Annotated in this window: 23 protein-coding genes and 2 pseudogenes; 16 read left to right on the top strand and 9 right to left on the bottom strand. The window is 35.2% G+C overall.

The window, feature by feature from the left end; translation table 11 throughout:
- Positions 1–308: 308 nt before the first annotated feature.
- Positions 309–1,351: pseudogene (gene cax, locus ACH6EI_RS16150) on the bottom strand (calcium/proton exchanger).
- A gap of 441 nt (positions 1,352–1,792) precedes the next feature.
- On the opposite strand from cax, the gene ACH6EI_RS16145 reads away from it, so the two are divergent.
- Positions 1,793–3,289, top strand: coding sequence for a class I adenylate-forming enzyme family protein (locus ACH6EI_RS16145; RefSeq protein ID WP_108674570.1), 1,497 nt, complete (start codon positions 1,793–1,795; stop codon positions 3,287–3,289).
- Positions 3,290–3,367: 78 nt separating this feature from the next.
- Here the strand turns inward: ACH6EI_RS16145 and ACH6EI_RS16140 are convergent, their stop codons facing one another.
- Positions 3,368–3,589: a hypothetical protein gene (locus ACH6EI_RS16140; RefSeq protein ID WP_033578586.1), complete on the bottom strand. Its 222-nt coding sequence runs from the start codon at positions 3,587–3,589 to the stop codon at positions 3,368–3,370.
- Positions 3,590–4,091: 502 nt separating this feature from the next.
- Between ACH6EI_RS16140 and ACH6EI_RS16135 the strand changes: the two genes are divergently transcribed.
- Together ACH6EI_RS16135 and ACH6EI_RS16130 are read left to right on the top strand one after the other, a co-directional pair.
- The gene (locus ACH6EI_RS16135; RefSeq protein ID WP_165635762.1) at positions 4,092–4,229 is read left to right on the top strand and encodes a hypothetical protein; all 138 of its coding nucleotides are present in this window, start codon (positions 4,092–4,094) and stop codon (positions 4,227–4,229) included.
- 53 nt (positions 4,230–4,282) lie between these two features.
- The gene (locus tag ACH6EI_RS16130; protein WP_028413858.1) at positions 4,283–4,477 is read left to right on the top strand and encodes a hypothetical protein; all 195 of its coding nucleotides are present in this window, start codon (positions 4,283–4,285) and stop codon (positions 4,475–4,477) included.
- 411 nt (positions 4,478–4,888) lie between these two features.
- Here the strand turns inward: ACH6EI_RS16130 and ACH6EI_RS16125 are convergent, their stop codons facing one another.
- Positions 4,889–7,111 (bottom strand): MMPL family transporter, encoded by a 2,223-nt coding sequence (locus ACH6EI_RS16125; protein WP_108674571.1) that lies wholly within the window; start codon positions 7,109–7,111, stop codon positions 4,889–4,891.
- Positions 7,112–7,247: 136 nt separating this feature from the next.
- On the opposite strand from ACH6EI_RS16125, the gene ACH6EI_RS16120 reads away from it, so the two are divergent.
- From ACH6EI_RS16120 to ACH6EI_RS16110, 3 genes are all read left to right on the top strand, one after another.
- Positions 7,248–7,868, top strand: coding sequence for a TetR/AcrR family transcriptional regulator (locus ACH6EI_RS16120; protein WP_033578589.1), 621 nt, complete (start codon positions 7,248–7,250; stop codon positions 7,866–7,868).
- Between the two features lie 382 nt (positions 7,869–8,250).
- The gene (locus tag ACH6EI_RS16115) at positions 8,251–9,024 is read left to right on the top strand and encodes a TerC family protein (RefSeq protein ID WP_034265004.1); all 774 of its coding nucleotides are present in this window, start codon (positions 8,251–8,253) and stop codon (positions 9,022–9,024) included.
- A gap of 464 nt (positions 9,025–9,488) precedes the next feature.
- The gene (locus ACH6EI_RS16110; protein WP_034264999.1) at positions 9,489–9,815 is read left to right on the top strand and encodes a YflT domain-containing protein; all 327 of its coding nucleotides are present in this window, start codon (positions 9,489–9,491) and stop codon (positions 9,813–9,815) included.
- A 779-nt stretch (positions 9,816–10,594) separates the two neighbouring features.
- On the opposite strand, the gene ACH6EI_RS16105 is transcribed toward ACH6EI_RS16110, so the two are convergent.
- A complete protein-coding gene (locus ACH6EI_RS16105; protein ID WP_047751259.1) occupies positions 10,595–10,807 on the bottom strand; it encodes a hypothetical protein in 213 nt (70 codons plus the stop codon).
- Positions 10,808–11,355: 548 nt separating this feature from the next.
- On the opposite strand from ACH6EI_RS16105, the gene ACH6EI_RS16100 reads away from it, so the two are divergent.
- From ACH6EI_RS16100 to ACH6EI_RS16075, 6 genes are all read left to right on the top strand, one after another.
- Positions 11,356–12,069 carry a GntR family transcriptional regulator gene (locus ACH6EI_RS16100; RefSeq protein WP_014460689.1) on the top strand — a complete coding sequence of 238 codons (714 nt, stop codon included), beginning with the start codon at positions 11,356–11,358 and terminating at the stop codon, positions 12,067–12,069.
- Between the two features lie 140 nt (positions 12,070–12,209).
- The gene (locus tag ACH6EI_RS16095) at positions 12,210–12,551 is read left to right on the top strand and encodes a PTS lactose/cellobiose transporter subunit IIA (RefSeq protein ID WP_033578591.1); all 342 of its coding nucleotides are present in this window, start codon (positions 12,210–12,212) and stop codon (positions 12,549–12,551) included.
- A gap of 1 nt (position 12,552) precedes the next feature.
- On the top strand, positions 12,553–12,861 hold the full coding sequence (locus ACH6EI_RS16090) for a PTS sugar transporter subunit IIB (RefSeq protein ID WP_014460687.1): 309 nt from the start codon (positions 12,553–12,555) through the stop codon (positions 12,859–12,861).
- Between the two features lie 14 nt (positions 12,862–12,875).
- Complete coding sequence (locus ACH6EI_RS16085; protein WP_108674572.1) at positions 12,876–14,282, top strand: GH1 family beta-glucosidase; 1,407 nt, start codon at positions 12,876–12,878, stop codon at positions 14,280–14,282.
- Positions 14,283–14,294: 12 nt separating this feature from the next.
- The gene (locus ACH6EI_RS16080) at positions 14,295–15,623 is read left to right on the top strand and encodes a PTS sugar transporter subunit IIC (RefSeq protein WP_098627288.1); all 1,329 of its coding nucleotides are present in this window, start codon (positions 14,295–14,297) and stop codon (positions 15,621–15,623) included.
- Between the two features lie 112 nt (positions 15,624–15,735).
- Positions 15,736–16,629, top strand: coding sequence for an ROK family protein (locus tag ACH6EI_RS16075; protein ID WP_098627287.1), 894 nt, complete (start codon positions 15,736–15,738; stop codon positions 16,627–16,629).
- Between the two features lie 1,176 nt (positions 16,630–17,805).
- Here ACH6EI_RS16075 and ACH6EI_RS16070 read toward each other — a convergent pair.
- Positions 17,806–18,117, bottom strand: coding sequence for a hypothetical protein (locus tag ACH6EI_RS16070; protein ID WP_034264981.1), 312 nt, complete (start codon positions 18,115–18,117; stop codon positions 17,806–17,808).
- Positions 18,118–18,136: 19 nt separating this feature from the next.
- Entirely contained in the window at positions 18,137–18,559 is a 423-nt protein-coding gene (locus ACH6EI_RS16065) for an Lrp/AsnC family transcriptional regulator (protein WP_034264978.1), read from the bottom strand.
- Between the two features lie 144 nt (positions 18,560–18,703).
- Between ACH6EI_RS16065 and ACH6EI_RS16060 the strand changes: the two genes are divergently transcribed.
- Positions 18,704–18,904, top strand: a complete 201-nt coding sequence (locus tag ACH6EI_RS16060; protein ID WP_028413848.1) for a DUF1272 domain-containing protein — start codon at positions 18,704–18,706, stop codon at positions 18,902–18,904.
- Positions 18,905–19,127 (top strand): annotated as a pseudogene (locus ACH6EI_RS16055) (cysteine hydrolase); the annotation flags it as partial.
- Between the two features lie 84 nt (positions 19,128–19,211).
- Here ACH6EI_RS16055 and ACH6EI_RS16050 read toward each other — a convergent pair.
- The gene (locus ACH6EI_RS16050) at positions 19,212–19,709 is read right to left on the bottom strand and encodes a DinB family protein (protein ID WP_108674573.1); all 498 of its coding nucleotides are present in this window, start codon (positions 19,707–19,709) and stop codon (positions 19,212–19,214) included.
- 212 nt (positions 19,710–19,921) lie between these two features.
- Here ACH6EI_RS16050 and ACH6EI_RS16045 point away from each other — a divergent pair, with 212 nt between their 5' ends.
- Together ACH6EI_RS16045 and ACH6EI_RS16040 are read left to right on the top strand one after the other, a co-directional pair.
- A complete protein-coding gene (locus tag ACH6EI_RS16045; RefSeq protein WP_108674574.1) occupies positions 19,922–20,716 on the top strand; it encodes a hypothetical protein in 795 nt (264 codons plus the stop codon).
- Positions 20,717–20,757: 41 nt separating this feature from the next.
- Positions 20,758–21,270: a DIP1984 family protein gene (locus ACH6EI_RS16040; RefSeq protein ID WP_108674575.1), complete on the top strand. Its 513-nt coding sequence runs from the start codon at positions 20,758–20,760 to the stop codon at positions 21,268–21,270.
- Positions 21,271–21,507: 237 nt separating this feature from the next.
- Here ACH6EI_RS16040 and ACH6EI_RS16035 read toward each other — a convergent pair whose 3' ends face one another.
- Positions 21,508–21,819, bottom strand: a complete 312-nt coding sequence (locus ACH6EI_RS16035) for a DMT family transporter (RefSeq protein WP_047751245.1) — start codon at positions 21,817–21,819, stop codon at positions 21,508–21,510.
- Complete coding sequence (locus ACH6EI_RS16030; protein WP_033578604.1) at positions 21,819–22,157, bottom strand: DMT family transporter; 339 nt, start codon at positions 22,155–22,157, stop codon at positions 21,819–21,821. Before ACH6EI_RS16030 ends, ACH6EI_RS16035 begins: the two co-directional genes overlap by 1 nt.
- Positions 22,158–22,164 lie beyond the last annotated feature (7 nt).

Here is a 22,164-nt window from a genome sequence, read left to right as displayed (position 1 = left end):
TGTCATTCGCTTCAAAATATGTACATACATTTTAGGTTTACTGGTGTCTTTTGTTTATTTGAAACGGTTATATGTAAGGTAGATAAAATAAATATAAAAAACGAGCTCTTAGCAGATAAGAGCTCGTTTTTCTTGTTCATATACGATTATATATTATCAATACAGCAATACTTTAATTGTGTTTAAAGTTGAAAACCATGCAAAAGAAAAGCAAATTTTTGTGTATATATTATTCGTCAAGATTTAAAAAGATGATCAAGCTTTGTCTTTATGTAAGCTGAAATTTTCATCTTTTTCTTGAAAAAATTCTATAAAAGGTAAAAACTAAAGCCTATCGCAATGTAGGTACCAACAAGTAAAACACCTTCGAACCAGTTGGAATCACCATCGTTCACAACGGTCACCGTCATGAGAGCGGCAAGAATCATCGCAATCATTTCCGCTGTATTAAACACAAGAGGCAAGAAATCATACAAGTATGAGAACAGAACAAGTATAGGAGCAACAAACATGGCCGTTTGGACGGTTGAACCAATGGAGATCTCCACCATTACGTCCATTCTGTTATTATAGGCCATGGCAATTGCTGACACGTACTCTGCAGCACTTCCCACTATGGCGACAACAATAATTCCAATAAAAACGTGACTCCAGCCTAAAGCAGCACCTACTGGCTCAATGGTGCCAACAAGTTTCTCACTAATATAAGCTAGTACAATTGTCGCCAGTCCAAGCACAACGATTGCTTTCTTTTTTCCCATTCTGGTTCCTCTCCATTTTCTTCTGCGTTTCCGGTGAAAATCCCTTTATGCGTGACAAGTTTAAAAAGAAGAGCAAGCAGGTAAATGGTCAGCATCACAATAGCAAAAGAAGTGGATAGAACCTGCATATCTTTATCATCCAAGCGTTTTGCAAAGATAAACGGCAATACAAAAGTTACGATAATAGCAAACATTAAGAGGGAAGTATTATGTCGTGTTTTAAACACACTAAATTTTTGCTTTTTAAATCGAATACCTCCAACGATCATGGATATTCCACTGGCAAAAAGAAGATTAACAAGAACTGCTCCCGTAATTGAGGAAATGACGATTGTATTTAATCCTTTACTTAATGCAAAAAATGAAATAATAATTTCCGCAGCGTTGCCAAACGTAGCATTCAGTAATCCGCCTGCTGTTGGACCTACTACAACGCTAAGGCTTTCAGTGGAACGTCTAATGTAATTAGCCAAACTAATTAATGTCACGCAATAAATAAAAAACATGAAAATATAATTCCAATTAAACATGCTGCCAATAATTGAAAGAGGTACACCAATAATCATAAAAATAAAAAAGACTTTATTCATATTTTCCTCCATGGTCATTATAGATCCTATAGCAAGAAGAGAAGCTCTATATTATCTTAGCGTTTTTATTAATATAACTCTTAAGACTTTTGTTATTCACATGGAGAGTGCAACTAGCAATTAACTCGATGCATAGAAAGAGAACATACGTAATAGCTGCTACAAAAGGAGACTAAAGTTAAAAAAAGAAAAGAACCTTACAAGATCAAGCGTTATGAACTCCTCAGCATAAGCTTCAAAGTATACTGAATAGTCTTTTCTGAATAACTAATATGTATCTTTTACATGTTCAAAAGATATGAATTTTTCAAACGTCTATAATTGACGTTTTCGTTAACGTTAAGTTTGGGTAATGTAGTTTATAGAGTTAAAAATAATTAGAATGAAGCACCATTTAAATATGATTCAAACTGGTCATTATCATTAAAGGAGAGAGCTATCATGTATACACTTGGAGAACTATTAGAGCAAAGAGCTAAACAATCTGCTGAAAAAGAGGCTTTAATTTGGAGTACATCTTTCCATACATTTAAAGAATATAATGAACGTGTCAATCAGCTGGCTCATTACCTGTTAAGCCATAATGTTAAAAAAGGAGATCGAATTGCAATTCTATGTCAAAATAATCATCCGTTTCCTACAATTCTGCTAGCTGCATTAAGAATTGGAGCCGTAGCGGTTCCTATTAGCTGGCAGCTGACGAAGTACGAAATTATCGATATTTTAGACAGTGCACAACCTAAAGTTATTTTCTACGACCAAAAATTTCATGAGGTTATTCCTTTTGATTCTGAAATATTAAATGACGTTATTACTTTACAAGTAGGAAGAGAAAATAGTGTGGAGACAGTTGAAGAATATAATGACATTTTTTCTGCGTATTCTATACTAAATCCAAATATACAGGTCTCTCAAGATGACATTGCGATGCTTCTTTTTACTTCTGGAACAACTGGCAATGCAAAGGGCTGTATGATTGAGCATGGTCACGTGTATTCTTATATACAACCATCGAGTCAACGAATAGACTATGAAGAGGATGGTCGATTTCTTGCCTCGCATCCTTTTTATCATATGAGTTCTATTAACAATATTTTAAAATCTGTTTCCAACGGAATGGGGTTGTTTCTGTTGTCAGATCCTACACCAGAAATCATTTGGGAAACGATTGAAACTCATAAGATCACTATGATGTTAGCGTTTCCCTCTACGTATATGCAGATGCTCGAAGTAGTGAAAAATGCAGGGCCAAAGAAATCTTCACTAAAGGTTGCTATTGCAGGAGGAGCCAAAGTTCCTGCTTATCTTATTAAGGAGTATGAAAAGTTAGGCATTAGAATGATCCAAGGGTATGGAAGTACAGAAGCATGGACAGTGAGTGTATGGACACCGGATATGGGAAATAAAAAAATTGAATCGGCGGGTAAGCCTCTTTCCGGTGTAGAAGTGAAAATTATTGATCCCGAATCAGGAAAAGAAGTAAAAACAGGGGAAGTTGGAGAAATTATTATAAAAAGCCCCTATTGTTTTAAAGGCTATTGGCATAATCAAGAGGCGACTGACAAAGTTCTTAGAAATGGCTGGTTCTATATGGGGGACGCTGGAAAGATAGATCAAGACGGCTTTTTATATATTATGGGACGCTATAAAGATGTTATCGTATATGGCGGTGATAATATCTATCCCGATCAGGTCGAAGAAATCATTGAGCAAATGGATACTGTTATAGAAGCTGCTGTAGTAGGCGTAGAAGATCCTGTTTATGGAGAAAAACCTGTAGCTTACGTGGTAAAAGATCCTGTTTCTTCTTTAACAAAAGAAGATATTCTAAATTATTGTAGAGAACGATTGGCAAGTTACAAAGTTCCGGAAGTTTATTTTATTGATCAACTCCCTAAAAATCAGCTCGGTAAAGTATTAAAAAGAGAACTGAAATGAAGATAGTTAAAGCGTGGGCTGAATGTAGTCCACGCTTTTATAATTTAATAGAAGCGAAATCATTTTAACGCAAAAATGTTAAGTAGAAAGTTTTCTGATATCAGAGTAACAAATACAAAGTGTATTTTCATATTCAGATTCGTACCCTGTAAATACGAGATTTCTTTCTTTATTATCGTAATGAAATCCGAATTTCTTTAAATCATCTTTCAAGATATCTACACTAATTTCAATGGAAGAAGCAATATCTTCATAAGAAGCACCATTATTTAGCTTTTGAACAATCTCACCTATTAACAAGTTACGACCTCCAGTAGCATATGTTTCTTCAGTAATAATTTATCCTAAATAGCTGCTTTTATGAAAGTTGTGCGGAAAGCCATTCTAGATTATTAAAATTTGCATTGAGTGCTTCGTTTGCTAATTAGTGAATTAATTATGTTTTTTCTTTTTACGATAATCATTAAAACAATAAATGAAAAAAATACTCACAAAAAATCCAACGAAGAGACCAATGAGACTTTCTAATTGAAAATCTTTTTCCCCAATTATTTGGCCGTAAATGATTCTGAATATCACACCAAAAAAAGAAAGAACAACAGCCGTTGTGGTAATACGTAAAAAGTTAATAAAATCACACCTTTTTACAAAGTGTATTCCCCTTTTTTAATACATTTAAAGTTAAGACTGATTATAGGAGGTTCTAAAGTGCAAGTGAGAATATCACTTAGAAAACACAATAAATAATACAAATATGGAACTTTTATGAAATTCGTTCGTAAAAGATATAGGAGGCGATAATATGGATATATCAAGTGTTAATTGGGCGGACGTAGCTTTTCAAATCTTTTGGTTAATTTTATTGGTTTCTTTAGGTTTGTTTATTTATAAAGTCGTTCAAGTTAAAAAAAGAAATAAACGTTTTGTTAAGAATGAATGATCCTTTTATACATAAAGATGTGAATGGAGTATTCAAGCAAAAGAGGTGTTTTTTTGAGAAAATTGATAAAAAAATATTCATTTATCTGTACAGGATTCTTATTTGGTTATTTTCTTTTACTGATTTTAGGCTTAGATGTTTCTATTAGTAGTATGTTTAAAGTGTTTATACCAGTAGCAGCTGTAGGACTGTTGCTTGGAGAAATTATAAATATGGCTTTTAATCATCATCAGACTAATATGAACTAACATTATAATTCCGCTCAAAAATTACATAAAAACAAATAAAAGTATAAGACAAGAAAGGTAGAGTATATATGGCTTGTTGCAATCATTGCAATTACAAATGGAACGCTAAAAATGTATGGTTACTTGGGTTTTCTAAGAAAGGAAAGAAGTGTCCTAAATGCCATACCAGACAATTTATCTCCTTTAAAGGTGCTGGTCCTTTAATGGGGCTAGGTTATTTAAGTGGGATTGTTGCTATATCTCTTATTGGTTTATTTCCGTTTATCGTAAAGCTAACAGATAAAGAAGAGCACAGATGGAAGTAAATTAAAAAAGCAAAGAGAATATTAATATTCTCTTTGCTTTTTTCTTGGTTTTACATTCATAGAAGCCATATAGTAAATCAATTATAAAACACCTTTGTTTTACTACTTAATTCTCTTTTTCTGATACCACTTCAGCTTTACCTGGCCAGAAAGCAAATCTTCCTAAAACCGTAGTGATCGCAGGTACAAGGAATGGTCGCACAATAAATGTATCTAACAGAACACCTAAAGCCGTGATAATTCCGAACTGAACCAGAACTTGAATAGGCAGTGTTGCTAGAACCGCGAATGTAGCAGCTAAAATAATTCCAGCTGATGTGATAACACCGCTCGTTTCACTTACGCCTTCTTTAATCGCTTGTTTTAACGGCATGTATTTCTTTTTCTGCCAGATGCTTGAGATCATAAAAATATTATAATCCTCACCAAGCGCCACTAAGAATACAAATGCATATAAAGGAATCGCTCCTTGGATAGCATCTGCTCCCATGATATTGTGGATGATGAGCCAGCCTAAGCCTAAAGCTGCACTGTAAGAGAGGATAACGGTTCCCACTAAATAAAGCATAGCTACAACAGAACGCAAGTAAGCCACTAGCAGCAGCGATATAAAAATAATAATTAACGGGACAATAATACTGTTGTCTTTATCACTAACAGTCATCGTGTCATATTGCGTCGCTGTTTGACCGCCAATCCATACTTTGGATTTTACTGAGGAAACTCCGGACTGTGACAGTGCCTTTTCGGCTGCATCTTTCAAGTCTGGAATAGCCTCCATAGCTGTTATACTATATGGATTTACATTAAACGTGACGTCATATACCTTTAAATCCTTATTACTTTTACCGCTTTGAGGTGCAGAAACGGTACTAATAAGATCGTTTTTCTTTAACTCTTTTTCTAGATCTACCGATTTTCCTTCTGTATCAATTACTACTTGTGCTGGTGCTAGTTCACCAGGAGAGTAAGCGTCAGAGATAATCGTAAATCCTTCACGAGAAGGCATATCTTCAGGGAAAGAAGACAATAAATCATACGTGTACTTGATTTGACTAGAGTATATGGATAAAGCTCCAAAAAAGACTAGACAAGCTACAATGATTGTCCATGGTTTAGTCGTAACCACATTACCGATCCAATTCCCGAAACGGTTTTTCTCTTTTCGGTCACGCACCGGTTTTCCTTTCTTTTTCGCCAATTCTTCTTCCATTTCGGGAGTGCGAGGAACAAAAGGATAAAAAGAACCTCTTCCCATAACTGCAAGAAGGGCAGGAATAAGAGTTAAGCTCGCTAATCCCATAACCAGAATAGATAAACTAAACGGGATTGCAAAACGGTGGTAAGCCCCGTACTTTGCCACGATTAAAGCTAAAAGAGAGATGACAACCGTAAAGCCACTCATCGCTATAGCACCTGAAGCACCTTTAAAGGCGTTGATAAGTGCTTGTCTCTTATCTTTTACTTTGCGAAGCTCATCGCGATAATGAGAAATTAAAAATAAACAATAGTCTGTTCCGGCTCCAAATAATAAAACGGTCATAATGGATATGGACTGTGAATCGACCGTAATCCATCCTTTATCTGCTAAAATACCGAGAATTGGACTCAGAACCCCATAGGCAAAACCTACACCAATTAAAGGAATAATCGCTAAAATTGGGGAACGATAAATTACAAGAAGTAAAATTAAGACTAATAAAACTGTCGCAATTAGTAACGAAACGTCTGCTCCTTCAAATAAGCTCGTTGCATCTACTTGAATTCCTACAGGACCGGTAACGCGCGTGCTTAATTTATCTTTTTCATCTATATCCGTCGCAAAAGAATCGTATGAAACGTTTTCTTTTACTTGTTTTTTAATCGTATCTAGATTTTTTTCTAGTACATCCGTCTCAGCGTTTTCTTTAAAGAAAATAGGCTGTACAAGCGTGGTACCATCTTTTGATATCATTTTTTGTAAAGCTGCTAACGGTAATTTATGCAAAGGCGGTGTAGACGTTTGTTCTTCTAATGGTTTTTTTTCTAAAGCTGCCGCCATTTGCTGAATAGATTTTAGATCATCGTTTTTCAAACCTGATTCTTTGTGCCATGTAAGTAAGGCAGGAACCCCTGATGAGTTAGGGAATTCTTTCTTTATGAGATTTTCAGCTTCTACGGAAGGTGAATTCTCACTTAAGTTGGGTGCATTGTTCACTTCCGTCTCATTCACGGCAGGCCAAGCAATCGTTAGGACTACAGTGGCCAGAATCCATACGGCAATAACAACCCATCGACTCACTTTCCCAGTCATAAATCGGCTGAATGTTGCTAAAGGTGATTCTTTCATTAATTCTCCCTCATTTCCAAATCTGTTTGTTTCTATTACAATATATATAGAACCTTCAATAATTATATATACCAGAAGGTTAATTAATCAACTAGTTTAAATGTGGCAATTTCTTGAACTAGAAGGAGGCCCTCTTATGAATACTGATAAGACACCAAAAAAAAAGCCTGGCAGACCCAAAATAACAACTGAAAATAATATAACAAGAGAGCAAATTTTAAAGACTGCTGCCCATTTATTTATGGCATATGGATATGAAAGAGTCTCAATGGAGCAAGTAGCTGAGGCTAGCGATGTGACTAAGGCTAGTGTTTACTACTACTTTAAAAATAAGGCCACTTTATTTACCGTTTCGGTATCAAGCATGTTCCAACGTATTACAAAACAGACAGAGAAATTATTACAAAATTCCAAAGGGCTGAAACATAGATTATACGAGGTAACATTGGATCACTTAAAGAGACCGCATATTGATTTTGAAACATTATTGCAGGAAGCTACTTCTTCGCTTACAGAAGATCATATTCATGAAATTCGTGAAGCAGAGAAAGCCATACATCAGGCATTGGAGAACGTATTCAAACAAGCTGCAAACAACGGTGAAATTGTCGTAACAAGCCCTCGCTTGCTTGCGCATACATTTTCTATGGTCACAATGATTCGGAATAAAAAAGAATTAATAACTGAATTAGGAGGCCCTGAAAAAACGGCTCAGGCTCTAGTAGATCTTTTTTGGGTAGGGATTAGTCCTAATTGACCTGTTTTATTTCATGGTACAAAGAAGAAATAAAGAACGGCTAAAAAATATTGATGAATATTTTTTAGCCGTTCTTTTCATTGGTCGCAAGCACTTTGTAAAAAAAGCCTGAAATAATAGCGATTACCTATTAACCATCCAACTTATAGAGATGTTGGCCCGAAGTTTTCATTAATCATGTAAAAAAGCGACGTTATATGATAAAAAACGTAAAAATTTAATAATTTGGTTTTTATTTGTATTTAAAGAAGTATTTTATAGAAGGTTAGTGTTAAAATAATGAAAATCCTATCTTTTAGGGTTGCCTTTAGCATATATGGTTATTCTATTGTAAACAAAACCTTTAGCATAGCAGCTTACATTTTGGAAAGGGGAGAAGCGGATGGAATCTATTTGGCTCGAATACGTATGGGCATTATTGATTCTAATTGGATTAGAAGGGTTATTATCAGCTGACAATGCTCTTGTACTGGCAGTTATAGCCAAGCATTTACCCGAGGATCAGAAAAAAAGAGCGATTAATTACGGAATTCTGATGGCATTTATTTTTCGATTTGGAGCTCTTTTTGCCATTTCATTTATCGCCAACGTCTGGTGGATACAGGCCATAGGAGCCGTTTATCTCCTGTATCTAGGTTTGAAGCATGTCATTCAGGCGCGGTTTGGGAAACATAATGAGAATATTCATGATGATGATGAGAAGGAGTCTGCTGGAAAGGGGTTCTGGCCAACAGTGGGGAAAATTGCGTTAGCTGACCTTGCTTTTGCCATCGATTCTATTTTAGCTGCAGTGGCCATAGCTCTTGGGCTTCCGGATTCACAGTTTGGAGAAATCGGTGGGATGGATGGAGGACAGTTTGCAGTTGTAGTTCTTGGAGGAGTTGCAGGTCTTATCTTAATCAAGTTTGCAGCAACCTGGTTTGTAAAACTTCTCGAAAAGCGACCTGCCTTAGAAACGACAGCATATGCAATTGTTGCCTGGGTCGGTGTGAAACTTGCGGTTATTACTTTTGCACATAAAGATATCGGGGTTTTAGATTCTCATTTCCCTCATAGCACTGCTTGGACACTGATTTTCTATGGAGTATTAGTTGGTATCGCGCTATTGGGTTGGTTTGCACCGGGCAATAAGTCATCAGAAAAGCCATCAACCTAAAATACGCAACTATAAATTACACTTTTATCAAACATTATCGGTTATTATCTTATGGACAGTGAACACCCTAAATTTACCAATTACTCTTTCCATCCAAACGGAGTCTTATTTTTAACATGTAAAAGCATTTTAGATTCTATAAAAAGAGTGAATTTTGTTAATTCATACGTATCTCTCAAGTGCGTTAATCCAAGTAGGGTTAACGCACTTTTTAATGGGAACGATTGCGCAAATGAATCTGGTTATTTTATTTATTATTTTTTTCCTTTTGCGGTAATAAGTGAAATAGGCAGTCTATATTTTATTGGCTTGGAAGTAGATAAATTACCCTATTTTATACAATATTCAGCTGATAGTTTATAGTCTTTTATCCCATATCCGAATAAATTGGTTTTAATTGGATGCTTAAGGATACACCTATTAGTAGAACGACATATTCTATGGGGATAGAGGAGGAGAAAATAGTGAAGGAAATTAAAGTAGCAGAAAATAGTGGTCAGGCAAATAAGTTTATTGAAGAGTTTTTTGCCAACGGGTTTAGTAAAAGTGAAATTTATTTATTGACCTATAATAAAGAGCGCTCGGAATATTTAACAAATACAACAAATACAAAAGAATATCGAGCTTCTGAACAAGGAGTTTTTGAATCTGCAGTTAACAAGTTATTTTCTCGTGAAGATGAACTTCATTCTAAAATGGCCTCGTTAGGTTTAACCCAAGAAGAAGCTAAACAATGTGTCGGTGAAATGAAACAAGAACGTATAATCATTATTGCAAAAAAAGGTGTGTAATGGTTTTTCCTTGCAATAACTTTCGAAGAAACTAAGTGATCGAGAAGTATTAGTAAATCTTACTAGCATGCTGCTTTATATATAATATTGTGCTTCTATACGAATGTTTTATGAATCGGAAAGATACTGAACTGAAAGTATTTTACTAGGGTCGTTTACTAATCTCATATGGAGGTGAAAGGATAATGATTCAATTTCTTGGTATCCATATAGGGACGTTATACTTTCCTACAAGTGTCCTTCTAATTACTTTATTAGTTTTAGTAGGTTTTATTATCTATTTTCTTAGTAGAAGAAAAAGAAATAGAGATCAAACGATTCATTCAAATGAGAATAGGGTAAAGGGCAAAACTCTGTAAATAATCTAAAAGAAGAATTCATCTATTTCATCATTAAAAAGAATTACAGTATAAAGTGAAAATAAATTATCCTAATCCTACAGTTCCTGATACAGCCTTACACTATGATTTAACTTGTGAGAAAGTATGATTTAAATAAAAACAGCCCTTGAAGTCATTTTCAAGGGCTGTTTTTATTTTTATTCTGTAAAGAATAGACGACCTTTTATAGGAATTTTTTAATCAAAGAAATAATGGCGGTACCTTTACTGTTTCGTGCTGTTTTAACTATGTCTGAGTGGTTTTTTAAAATTAGATTTATTAGAAAAACAAAAGAAACTCCTGGACATATACCAGGAGTTTCTTTTGTTTAAAATAACACATATTGTGCAGTCGCACGTTTGTTAAATAAAAGATAGAAGAATCATTGAATTGCCTTCTTCAGTTTAAGATCTTGTATAAAGCTTCAGAAGCGTTATCTATATCATAATCGTTATAATTTAAGGTTTTTTGATCCGTAAGTGTAGTGATTTGAAAAATCTTAGATGTTTTACAATACGACAATTCCAGTACTTCAGGAATGGTATGAGTAATAGCGCTATCCTCATACTGAATAAGAGTATAAAGCGTTTTTTTTATTTCAAGTATATTCATAAAAGTACCTCTTTCCATTATAAGGAAACCTAGGGTACAAAGAGACCATATAATTTTAATTTATGTTCTTTCTCTATTGTAACATATGAACGTATAGAAAAATACCTGCCGAGAACAGACAGTATGATGTGAATTTAAAAATAGTTTTTTATAGATGAAAAATAAGATCACGCATTAAATTAGTTAGCGAATACCGTTCTCTCTAAAATCGAGGGTTCGTAAAAGTATAACTAAGGGATCTTTGTTTTGATTTTACCGTATTATTATAAATATCAGGTTCAACTAACTTCTACTTCCATGTAACGGAATCCGAAAAATGCATAATATGTAACGCGGTAATGTTGATTTGATTTTTCTGTCACACTGCTCCACTAATGTCCATTCGGTTTTGCATGTACATAAATAACACACCTTAGATAAAATATACTTGGTTTGTTGTCCCATTTATAGTAATCATCCATTTTAACTACTGTTATGATTACGATTTCAGTATTTTATGCTATAATAATCCCTAGTTTTTTAGTTTGTATAGAGAGGTGTAAAACAGAATGATGCCAAAATATCTGCAAGTAGCTGGCCAAATTGAATCTGATATTACTGAGCATGTTTATCAAAAAACAAATAAACTTTTGACTGAAGATGAATATGCAGCAAAGTATCAGGTGAGCCGTAATACAGTACGAAAAGCAATTGAAATTCTCGTGAATAAAGGATATGTATATCAAGTTCAGGGCAGCGGTGCATTTATTCGTAATCATCACAACAATGGATACGTTAATCTTGAAAAGCTACAAGGAGTTACCAATGATTTTAGTGACCGCCTTGTAGAAAACAAGCTGCTAGATTTTAAATTAATTAATGCGGATGAGGAACTAGCCCAAAATATGGGATGTAAGATTGGAACACCTATTTATTATGTAAAAAGGCTAAGATATGTTGATAGTGATCCATTTTCAATTGAAACTTCGTATTTCAACAAAAATCTTGTTAAATACCTTGATGAAAATATTGTGAAAAAATCGATTTATACATATTTACGCAATGACCAGCAACTAGCAATTGGTTTTGCAGATCGTGTTATTCGTGCCGATTATCTTATGTGTGAGCAAGCTGATTTATTGGGATTAAAAGAGAATGATCCGGCTTTGGTGGTAGATAATACGGTTTATTTAATAAACGGTGCAATATTTGATTACTCACAGTCAGTGCATCACTTCAAACATGTAAAATTGCTAAAAGTATCAAATATGAAAGGTAGTTAAGGTGCAAAGAGAGCTCAGGGCTCTTTTTTTTTGTCTGAAAATAAAAAAAATAGTTTACATATGAATCTGAGTGAGTTATTATAAATTTATAAAATTTGTACCAACAAATTAGATTTGTACTTATGAAAGGGTGTACATATATGGTTGAAGAATCAATTGAGATTAGCTCTGAAGATATCTTTGGATTAATTGCATTTTCAGGTGATGCTAAAGCGAGCTATCACGCTGCTTTACATCTGCTCAGAGAAAACAAAGTAGAAGAGGCAGAAGCAGAAGTAGTAAAAGCGAATGCAATTTTAAACGAAGCACATGCTATTCAAACAAAATTTGTCACACTAGAGGCCCAAGGAAAATCGGCACGGGTTGGTGTATTGATGGTTCATGCCCAAGACCATTTGATGAACACGATCTTAGTAAAAGAGCTATTGGATCATATGATGACCATGCAAAAAGAAATTAACTTATTGAAAGGGATGAATTGATATGGTGAAGATTGGATTATTCTGTGCAGCAGGTATGTCTACAAGTATGTTAGTGGAGAAGATGAAAGCGTTTGCTGGTGAGCGTGGTGTAGAAGCTGAGATTGCAGCTTACCCTGAGTCAGAGATGGAAAAGTATGTTGATAATATCGATGTTGCTTTATTAGGTCCTCAGGTAAAGTATTTGTTAAACAAAGGAAAAGCTGTTTGTGAACCAAAAGGTGTCGCTATTGATGTTATTAACACGGTGGATTACGGCATGATGAATGGTGCAAAAGTACTTGAACACGCGATTAAATTAGCGAATAAATAAACGGGGTGAATGATTTGAAAATGCCAAAAGATTTCTTGTTCGGCGCAGCTTCAGCTTCTTATCAAGTAGAAGGGGCATGGAACAAGGACGGTAAAGGGGTTTCGAACTGGGACGTCTTCTCAAAGATTCCCGGTAAAACATTTGAAGGAACAAACGGTGATGTGGCCATTGATCATTATCACCGATATAAAGAAGACATCGCACTTATGGCAGAGATGGGATTGGAATCGTATCGGTTTTCCATTGCCTGGACACGTATTCTTCCCAACGGTACAGGTGAAGTAAATCAAAAAGGATTGGAATTCTATAATAATGTCATTGATGAATGTTTAAAACACGGAATTGTTCCGTTCGTCACATTGTATCACTGGGACCTTCCTCAAACGCTTGAAGAAGAAGGCGGCTGGCTAAATCCTAAAACAGCCAATGCATTTGTCACGTTTGCTGATGTTTGTTTTAAAGCATTCGGCGATCGAGTACGGAATTGGATTACCTTTAACGAAACGGTTATCTTTTGTTCGTTAGGCTATTTAACCGGTGCTCATCCACCAGGAATTGAAGGGGATGCGAAAGCATACTTTCAGGCGACACATAATGTGTTTGTGGCTCATGCCCGTGCGGTTGAACTTTTCAAACAGTCAAGCTATGAGGGGGAAATTGGCATTACTCATGTTTTTAACCCGGCGTTTAGCATTGATGAAGACGAAGAGAACAAATTTGCAGAAAGACATGCGAATGCATATTCGACACATTGGTATTATGATCCAATTTTGAAAGGAGCTTACCCACAATATGTAATAGAAGAGCTCGAAGCTAAAGGGCTACTCCCGCAAATGACAGAAGAGGAACTGGATTTGCTTCATAGAACGGCACCTATGAATGATTTCATCGGATTAAACTATTACTGCCCACAGCGCGTAATGAAAAACGATTCAGCCCTCGTATTGTCTGGTGGACGTGAGAACTCAACAGGTAAACCTGGAAACCCTTCATTTGACGGTGTATACAAAACAGTCATGATGGAAGAAAAGGTATATACCAAATGGGGATGGGAAATCGCTCCTGATGCTTTTCTAGAAGGGATGCGTATGCTTAAAGAACGCTACGGGGACATCAAAATGTATATCACGGAAAACGGTTTAGGAGATGAAGATCCTATCGTTGGTGAAGAGATTCATGATCAACCTCGAATCGACTATATTGAAAATCATTTAAGCGCTGTCAAAAAAGCTGTCATGGAAGGAATTAACGTCTCAGGATACTTTGCATGGTCTGTCATTGATTTGCTTAGCTGGTTAAATGGTTATAAAAAACAATACGGATTCATTTATGTCGATCACAAAAATAATCTTGCAAGAAAACGAAAGCAATCATTCTTTTGGTACAAGGATATTATCGCTACACGCGCAGAAGAACTTTAAGGAGGTACCCCTATGGGTCGCTTAGAAAGTGTATTTGAAAAGTTCACCCCGTTCTTCCTTCGATTTGCAAATGCAAAACCAACACTTGCAATTAAGGATGGGTTTATTTTAACAATGCCGATGACAATTATCGGCTCTCTCTTTCTATTAATTCTCGCTGCCCCTATTCCAGGCTGGGAAGAGGCTATGGTGAAATTATTTGGAGAACAGTGGAACCTTCCACTTACCCAGGTTGTCGGTTCTACATTTGATATTCTGGCTCTTATTGGTGTGTTTGGAATCGCTTATTCATACGTCCGGAACGAAAAAATTGAAGGTACGCCAGCTGGTATTTTAGGTGTAGTTGCCTTCCTTATTATCACTCAGTCCTCTGTCTTGGCAAAAAGCGGAGAAACCGTCACAGGTGTTATTCCCAAAGTTTGGACCGGCGGGCAGGGTGTACTAGCCTCGATTGTAGTTGGTCTATTTGTTGGTTTTGTGTATTCGCAGTTTATTAAGCGTGATATTCGTATTAAAATGCCAGAAGGTGTTCCGCCAGGCGTTGCAAACTCGTTCTCTGCACTAATTCCTGGGTTTGCCATCATTACAGTAGCTGCCATTGTCTTTGGATTATGCCAAGCTTTTGCAAATAAGACATTCACTGAAATTGTTTATAAACTGCTGCAAGTACCCGTGCAAAATTTGACGGACACGCTTACTGGTGCAGTTCTTATCATGGTCTTAATGTCACTTCTTTGGTGGTGTGGAATTCATGGTGCTGCCATTATTATGGGAGTAATGGGACCGCTTCTAACAGCCAATGCTCTACAAAACCAAGCAATATTGGATTCTGGTAAAGAGCTTGTTGTAGGCGAGAATGCTAAAGTTGTAACCATTCAATTCTTGGATGTATTTACGAAACTAGGGGGATCAGGTATTACCATTGGTTTTATTATTGCAGCCCTTATAGTGGCCCGATCATCGCACTTAAAGCAGCTCGGTCGATTATCTTTAGCTCCTGGCTTATTCAATATAAACGAACCAATCATTTTTGGCATGCCAATTGTATTTAACCCAATAATGTTTGTTCCTTTTATTATTGTTCCTGCAATCGCATCATTTATGGTTTACTTCTCTATCATTTGGGGATGGGTAGAGCCTTTCAATGCACTTCAGGTTCCTTGGACCACACCGCCGGTTGTTTCTGGCTTCTTGATTGGCGGCTGGAGAGGGGCTTTATTGCAAATAGTAACCATTGCAATGTCAGTAATGATTTATCTTCCTTTTGTCAGAATGCAAGATAGTATTTCTTACAATGAAGAGCTCGAAGCAAAAAAACAATCAGAAAGTAATATTGCTTAAAACAACTAAATAAAGAATTACCCCCCGTATACTTTTATAGGGGGAAATTCTTTATTTATGCACTTATAATGAGGTTATAGTCAATATTTTGAAGAAGAAAGTAGGATATACAATGAAATTTGTATTAGCTTGTGATATTGGTGGTACCGATTTAAAAATGGGGAAATTTTCTCTTTCCGGTGATCTTGTTGAATCCGTAAAAATACCTCTAGCCAATAGGAAAGGGCAGACTATTCTTACTCAAATTGAAAGCCGAATGGATTCTGATGTAGTAGGGCTAGCTCTAAGCATACCTGGTTTTATTAATCCTAATACAGGTTTTATTGAAATGGGCGGTGCTATTGAAGATTTTAATGGGTTCAATATCTTTGCATATTTTAAAGAACAATTTCCTGATTTGGCAATAAGTGCAGAAAACGATGCGAATTGTGTAGCTCTAGCAGAAAAATGGAAAGGAAGTGCAAAAGAAGAGACTGACTTTCTTTGTCTAACTATTGGAACAGGAATTGGAGGCGCAATTTATTTGAACGACGCTCTTTATAGAGGGAGACGTAACCAATCTGGTGAGTTTGGACATATGTTCAGTGAACACGTTACGAGTGATAGTGCAGAAAATCATAAATTTAACAAAACAGCTACGCTGGCGGTTATTCGCCAAAAATATGCAGAGTGTATGAATATACCTTTTCAAAATGTCTCAGGTGAACAAATCTTTGAAGCTTACGACCAAGGGGAAGAAGTGGCATCGCTTCTGGTTAGTGACTTATATAGTGGATTGGCAATGAACATCTTAAACTTATATTATGTGTTTGCTCCTCCTACTTTTTATATTGGGGGAGGGATTACTTCAAGAAAAACATTCATAAACGAATTAAAACAGAGAATCTTAGAAATTGATCCAGCATTCTGTGCTGTTATCAGATCTACTAGTTTTGGAAATCAATCAGGTATGATTGGTGCAGTTTACCATCATATTGCGTCTCGAAAAACGTTGGAGTTAATTTGAGACTAAACAGTAGAGCTATGACATGTACAGACCATAATGAAGAGATTTTCATCTAGATAAGGTATAGGTAGAGAATTGAGTGGTTTATAGGTCAATATCAACATAAAGATTTAAATAAATAAGCGTAGCTGAAGTAAGCAGCTGCGCTTATTTATTTTTGCAAAGACCGTTCGTTAAAATGCAAAATGAAAATGTCCCTGCATTTATGAAAAAACACTGGAGTAGATAGATAAAGCCTACCTACACATAAAAGAATAATCATTGGTAAAAGGGTTATGTATCTCAAGTATGACTTCTCCGCCTTTATCGTAACATTGTGAACTGATGCTTTCGATTTGCTTGCTATTAAAATAACTAGCGCAATTTACTAATACGGAGATGACAAGTAATAAGGTTAGAATAATGAATAGTATGTCTTTAAATCTTCTTTGAAAAGTTGATTGCAATTTTATGCTCCTCTCTAATTGATAAAACTCTACCATTCGTTATTCTACAGACAGCGTATTATTCCATATGACTAGTGAACAGTAATATGGATGTCAAAAATAGTAGAAGAAGAACATATAGTACAGATATTGTACCTAATTTTAAGACAAGTAGATTCATCATAATAAATAAAACACTGATAGATAAAAAAAGTCTGTACACAAAATCTAGTCTCTTATTAGCAAAAATATATCTCTTAGTGTTTTCTGAAGACTTATATCTTTTATCTATTACGCTTGTGCTAACTACTATAAATGCAAGGATGGACCATGGTATAAAGCTACTTTTACTGATAAGTAAATATACGGAAAACACGGCCAATAAGTAAGGAAATAAACGATGCTGAACATATCTTTGACTCATCTACACACATCACCTTTTCTAAAATTAGTATTTGCATTAGACATCTACTCAATAACTGTTCTCATTTGAATTTGGTTATTCACTTCCAATTCGTTCACTCCTTAAGAATAGTTTAGGTTTGAGTATACCATAAAAGGTAATAAAATCCTTTTAATCTATAATATTGATAATTTTAAAATAATTTCAGGTGTTTTAGAGAACAATTACAATACAAAAAAGGTAGTGCATGTTGCATTACCTTTTTTTGTACGTTTATTTTTTATATCTATGTAACATCGAATGGATCATGATAAAGAAAAAAAACGGGCATGTGGCATAATCTTAGATTTAACTAACTTCTGCTTCCATGTAACGAAATCCAAAAAACGTGTAATATGTGACACGGTAATTTTTAATTGATTTTTGTTTCACACTATTCCACTGATGTCCATTCGGCTTTGCTTGGTGACTTTGCACCATAAACTTATCCAGTGGTTCAAGTGACCACTTTCGGAAATTTTCTTCGAGTTCTTCTACTTTCTTTTTTTCTTCTGATGAACCTAAAGCGCTTGCTTCATTAGCTGTTATCCTTGGTATGCCAATAGCTACAATAATAATAACCCCAACAAGAATGCTCCAACTCAAAATCCGCTTTTTCATATTGGATATTTCTCCTTTTCTATTTTATTGCTTTATAGACAACTGGTGATGAAAGTTTAATCAATGTAGATGGCTCTCCAAAAGCCATAGATTCATCAATAAATGTTTCAAGAGATTGAACGGAATTAGTTAAAACTTTTACTAGATAGTTGTATTGACCCGCCAAACGATGACATTCAATAACTTCAGGGTGTTCTTTACAATATTCTACGAATTGCTTGCATTTTGTATTGCTAAATAAAATAAAAGCAGTTACAGGTTTGTTGAAATTTTCAGGGTTAATTATTGCTCTATATCCATCTATTATGTTTTTCTCTTCAAGTTTTTTTACTCTTTCATTAACAGCAGGGGTGGATAAACCAACCAGCTTTCCCAACTGTGTAACGGACAAACGAGCATTCTCTTGTAGATGTAGTAATATATTTTTATCAATTTCATCCATAAAACATACCCCGCTTTAAATTATAAATTAAAATAATGAATTTTCCGTCAATATTAAAGCTATTAATTAGTAATACAATAAAATAGATATGTGAAAATAGAAATTTATACAATACAATTTAATTATATCAAAAGGAGGGATTTAATGGCTTTAGAAATGAGAAATACATGCGAAAAGTGCAATAAGAAACTCCATAATAGCTCTGTTGCTTATATCTGTACACATGAATGTACATTCTGTGATAAATGTAGTGAAAGTGCGATGTATATTTGTCCTAACTGTGAAGGGGAGCTGGTCAAGAGACCAAGGGGGCAAGAAAATCCGCTAAGTTGCTCATTGATTTAGACACAACACTGTATAGATAGTGAAGTCAGAACAGCTACAATCAATGGGGTGGATGTGACATTAGTGAGTGATGGACATTCAACAATGGACAGTAATGGTTTTAAGTGCTGAACAAATCATAAAGCATTATAAGGAAACTTTACATGGTCATTACAACGTTGCACACTTTTCAATTGTCAGAAATGCAGAGGAAGACTTGTTTTGTCCCACACTTTATTCATAAAGGTAATAGTACACAACTAAAATAAAGCTCTAAAAGTGTTTAATGGACGCTTTTTAGAGCTTTATTTCTGCATTATGTCTCAATCTAAGCAGGAAAGCCTCCCGTTGGCGGTGGCCATGCTCCGTTTAATCTTCTCATAATGACAATTTCACCTAGATGATAGCTGTTGTGAGAAGCAATATTACGCAGTAATCCCCCTGGGGTTTCACTTGGCCAAGCATCCAGAGGTTCTTCGATTGATAATGTCTCAGCTAAGTGACAAGCTTCGTCAATTCCATCACAAAAATGCTGGATCGTCTTTTCCCATTCTTCCTCATCAACCGGAGCAGGATGTTCAGGCCAGCTTTCACTTACACTTTTCGGTCTCTCAGGGTTTTCTCCTTTAGCAAGAGCAAGTAAAAAGTCTTGCCAATAGCTCATATGCTTCACTAATTGATAAATAGAGTAAGGTAATTCCTTTTGTTTATGTGAAGCAAGTTCCATATTAATGTCGGTTATTGCATTAATTGTTGGAAGATGACCTCTTTCACCTCTGAGTGATTTGATAAGTGCATTACGAAATGCTGTATTTGTTTGTGTCATGTTTTTCAGCCTTTCTTCTTCAAAGTCATACGCTTTTAACAGTCTAACACAAATCAGTTTAATATATGTACTTCTGTGATTAACGACTTACTATAACAAAGCGACTAAAATAAATAGTATCAATCACAATTTTTTGTTTGTAAGTCACCTTTATATGAAGAAATATGGTTTAATATAAAATATATAGAAATAAGTAGAAAAAGGTACCCTTTATGGAAAGTGAAAAAGATTATGTGATTTTGAGAAAGACGATAACAACTCTTTCTACAAGCTTTATTTTAGCGTACCTTTTGACAGTAACAGGTCTGATTCAACAGCTAACTAGCGGAGAAGAACTATCGTATCATACTGGAAATGACATGGCAGGGTGGTTCCTTGTATATCTTTTTTATGTAGGGGTAGTTATTGCTGTATACGGAAATTTTGTCTCAGTTATACTGGACGCTATTCGAAAGAAATGGCTTCCCAACATGAGGTGGCTATTTGTCTTCTTCCATGGCATATTAGGTTTAATTAACGGTTTGTTTTTTCAAGATACATATTTGGCTTATTACGGGATGGCAGCTGCTATGTTATATGCATGTATAGATTGGTGGGTAGAAAGAAGAATTGACAGGGAAAAAAGTACAAAAGTATTGCTAATCATACCTCTTATTCTTTTACTTCTCAGTTGGAGTATATTCGAAGCGCTATCACCTAGCCTTCCGCCATTTACCCAAGAAGGTGCCATAGAGTTTGCGGCAAGTGGTGAAGGAACAGATATTGATTTATTTCCTGCTAAAGTTGGAACATGGAGAGGAACTTTTAGAGGGTATCAAATCGAAAGAACAACTCGTGCTAAAAAATTAAATAAAGAGTTTTATCTAGTGACGTTTGAAGAAAACTGGACTAAAGGTAAACAAAAAGGACGCTATATAATGTCTTATAAAGTAGATCGCACCAGTGTCTCAGGGTATGGCGGAAGTGGCACAACACCTCCTTATTATGAGAAGGTATTAGAACAATAAAATAGTAAAAATTAAGTTTATGAATAAAGGAGCTTTGATCTATGTCTAAAATTTCTCTAGCAGAGGCTGTGAAATTGAAAAGTGTATTATCAAAACGAATACACGAATTAGAAGAAGAGATGGACCGTGTTGCATTTGTAGAGATTGAAAAAGGGGAGAAGATTCCTCCTCAGGCTCGATCACTAGCTCATGTTGAACAGGATTTAGAGGATATTCGAAAGGATTTACGTCTACTTGATAAATTAATGTATCAAGCCAATATTCAAAATACTATTACTTATAATGAACACAAACTAACAATTGTAGAAGCGATTGAATATGCCACTCAATTACGTGCCAAAGCAAGAAAATACAAAGAGTTTGGATCATCGTCTAAAGAAGAATATCCTTACTATGGAGAAGGGGTATCCATTATTAAAGTGGCTACATTTGATCCTGAAGAATATCGTCTAAGAGGGCTAGAGGTTGAAAAGAAAGCAAATAGATTATCGAATTTAATTAACGCTAAAAACTATCAAATAGAGTTAGAGTTTGATGGAGATAAATATTTTTAATCCTTGAAGAGGTGAGACTCCCTTCAAGGCATAGAAGGAGAATGTTTAGTGTACTCAAAGTACTATTGTGATGGCAAGTGATAAAACCAATAATCCAATGACCCATTACACCGTTACTATTTACCAATAACCAACTATAGCAATGGACGGTCGATGACCAATACCTCCTTGTTTTTAACTCCTTCTATGGTGCCCTTACTTATAAGTTAAGTAAGGGCCTTATTTATCTTATTTTTATTAGAAAGCTTTCAGTATAATAACCCCTGTAATAATAAGAGTAACGGAGATAATCTTTCTTTTGTTTTTTGATTCTTTAAATATATAAATACCTAACAGCGTTGTACTAGCAATCGTTAGCCCTGCCCATATAGCAAAAATGATGCCCATTTCAAAATAGTGTGTTGTTAGAGAAATGAAATAAATACAAGCAATGAACAATAAGAATGCACCTATCGTGGGAACAGTTTGTCTAAAGCCTTTAGATAGTTTTACACACATTTGCCCTGCAATGCCTAAAACTAAGCCAATCGTTAAAAATACGTATCCCATTACGCTGCCCTTCTTTCTTTAGAACTTCCTTTAATGTTAAGAGAAACTGCACCAATTACAATAAGAGAAACTCCTAAGATTTTAGATAAGGAAATAGTTTCATCAAAAAAAATAATACCTGTGACAACAACAAGTACGGTTGCACCTCCTGCATATAAAGCACTTGCTACTCCTACTTCACCTTTAGCGTTAAGGAGCATATAAGCAGCAATCGAAGAACAATAAAATAGTATGGCAAAAACAGTCGGAACAAAGTTTGTGAATCCATTTGTAAGATTAAGAAAAAATACTGCGATTACCTCCAAGATGATGGCAAGAAACAATAGTAAATAAAACAATCAGACT

This window comes from Priestia sp. JSM ZJ58 (assembly GCF_044383985.1).
GTDB lineage: Bacteria > Bacillota > Bacilli > Bacillales > Bacillaceae_H > Priestia > Priestia zanthoxyli.
The sequence above is the reverse complement of the archived record's forward strand: the minus strand, read 5'-3'. Positions and strand labels throughout refer to the sequence as shown.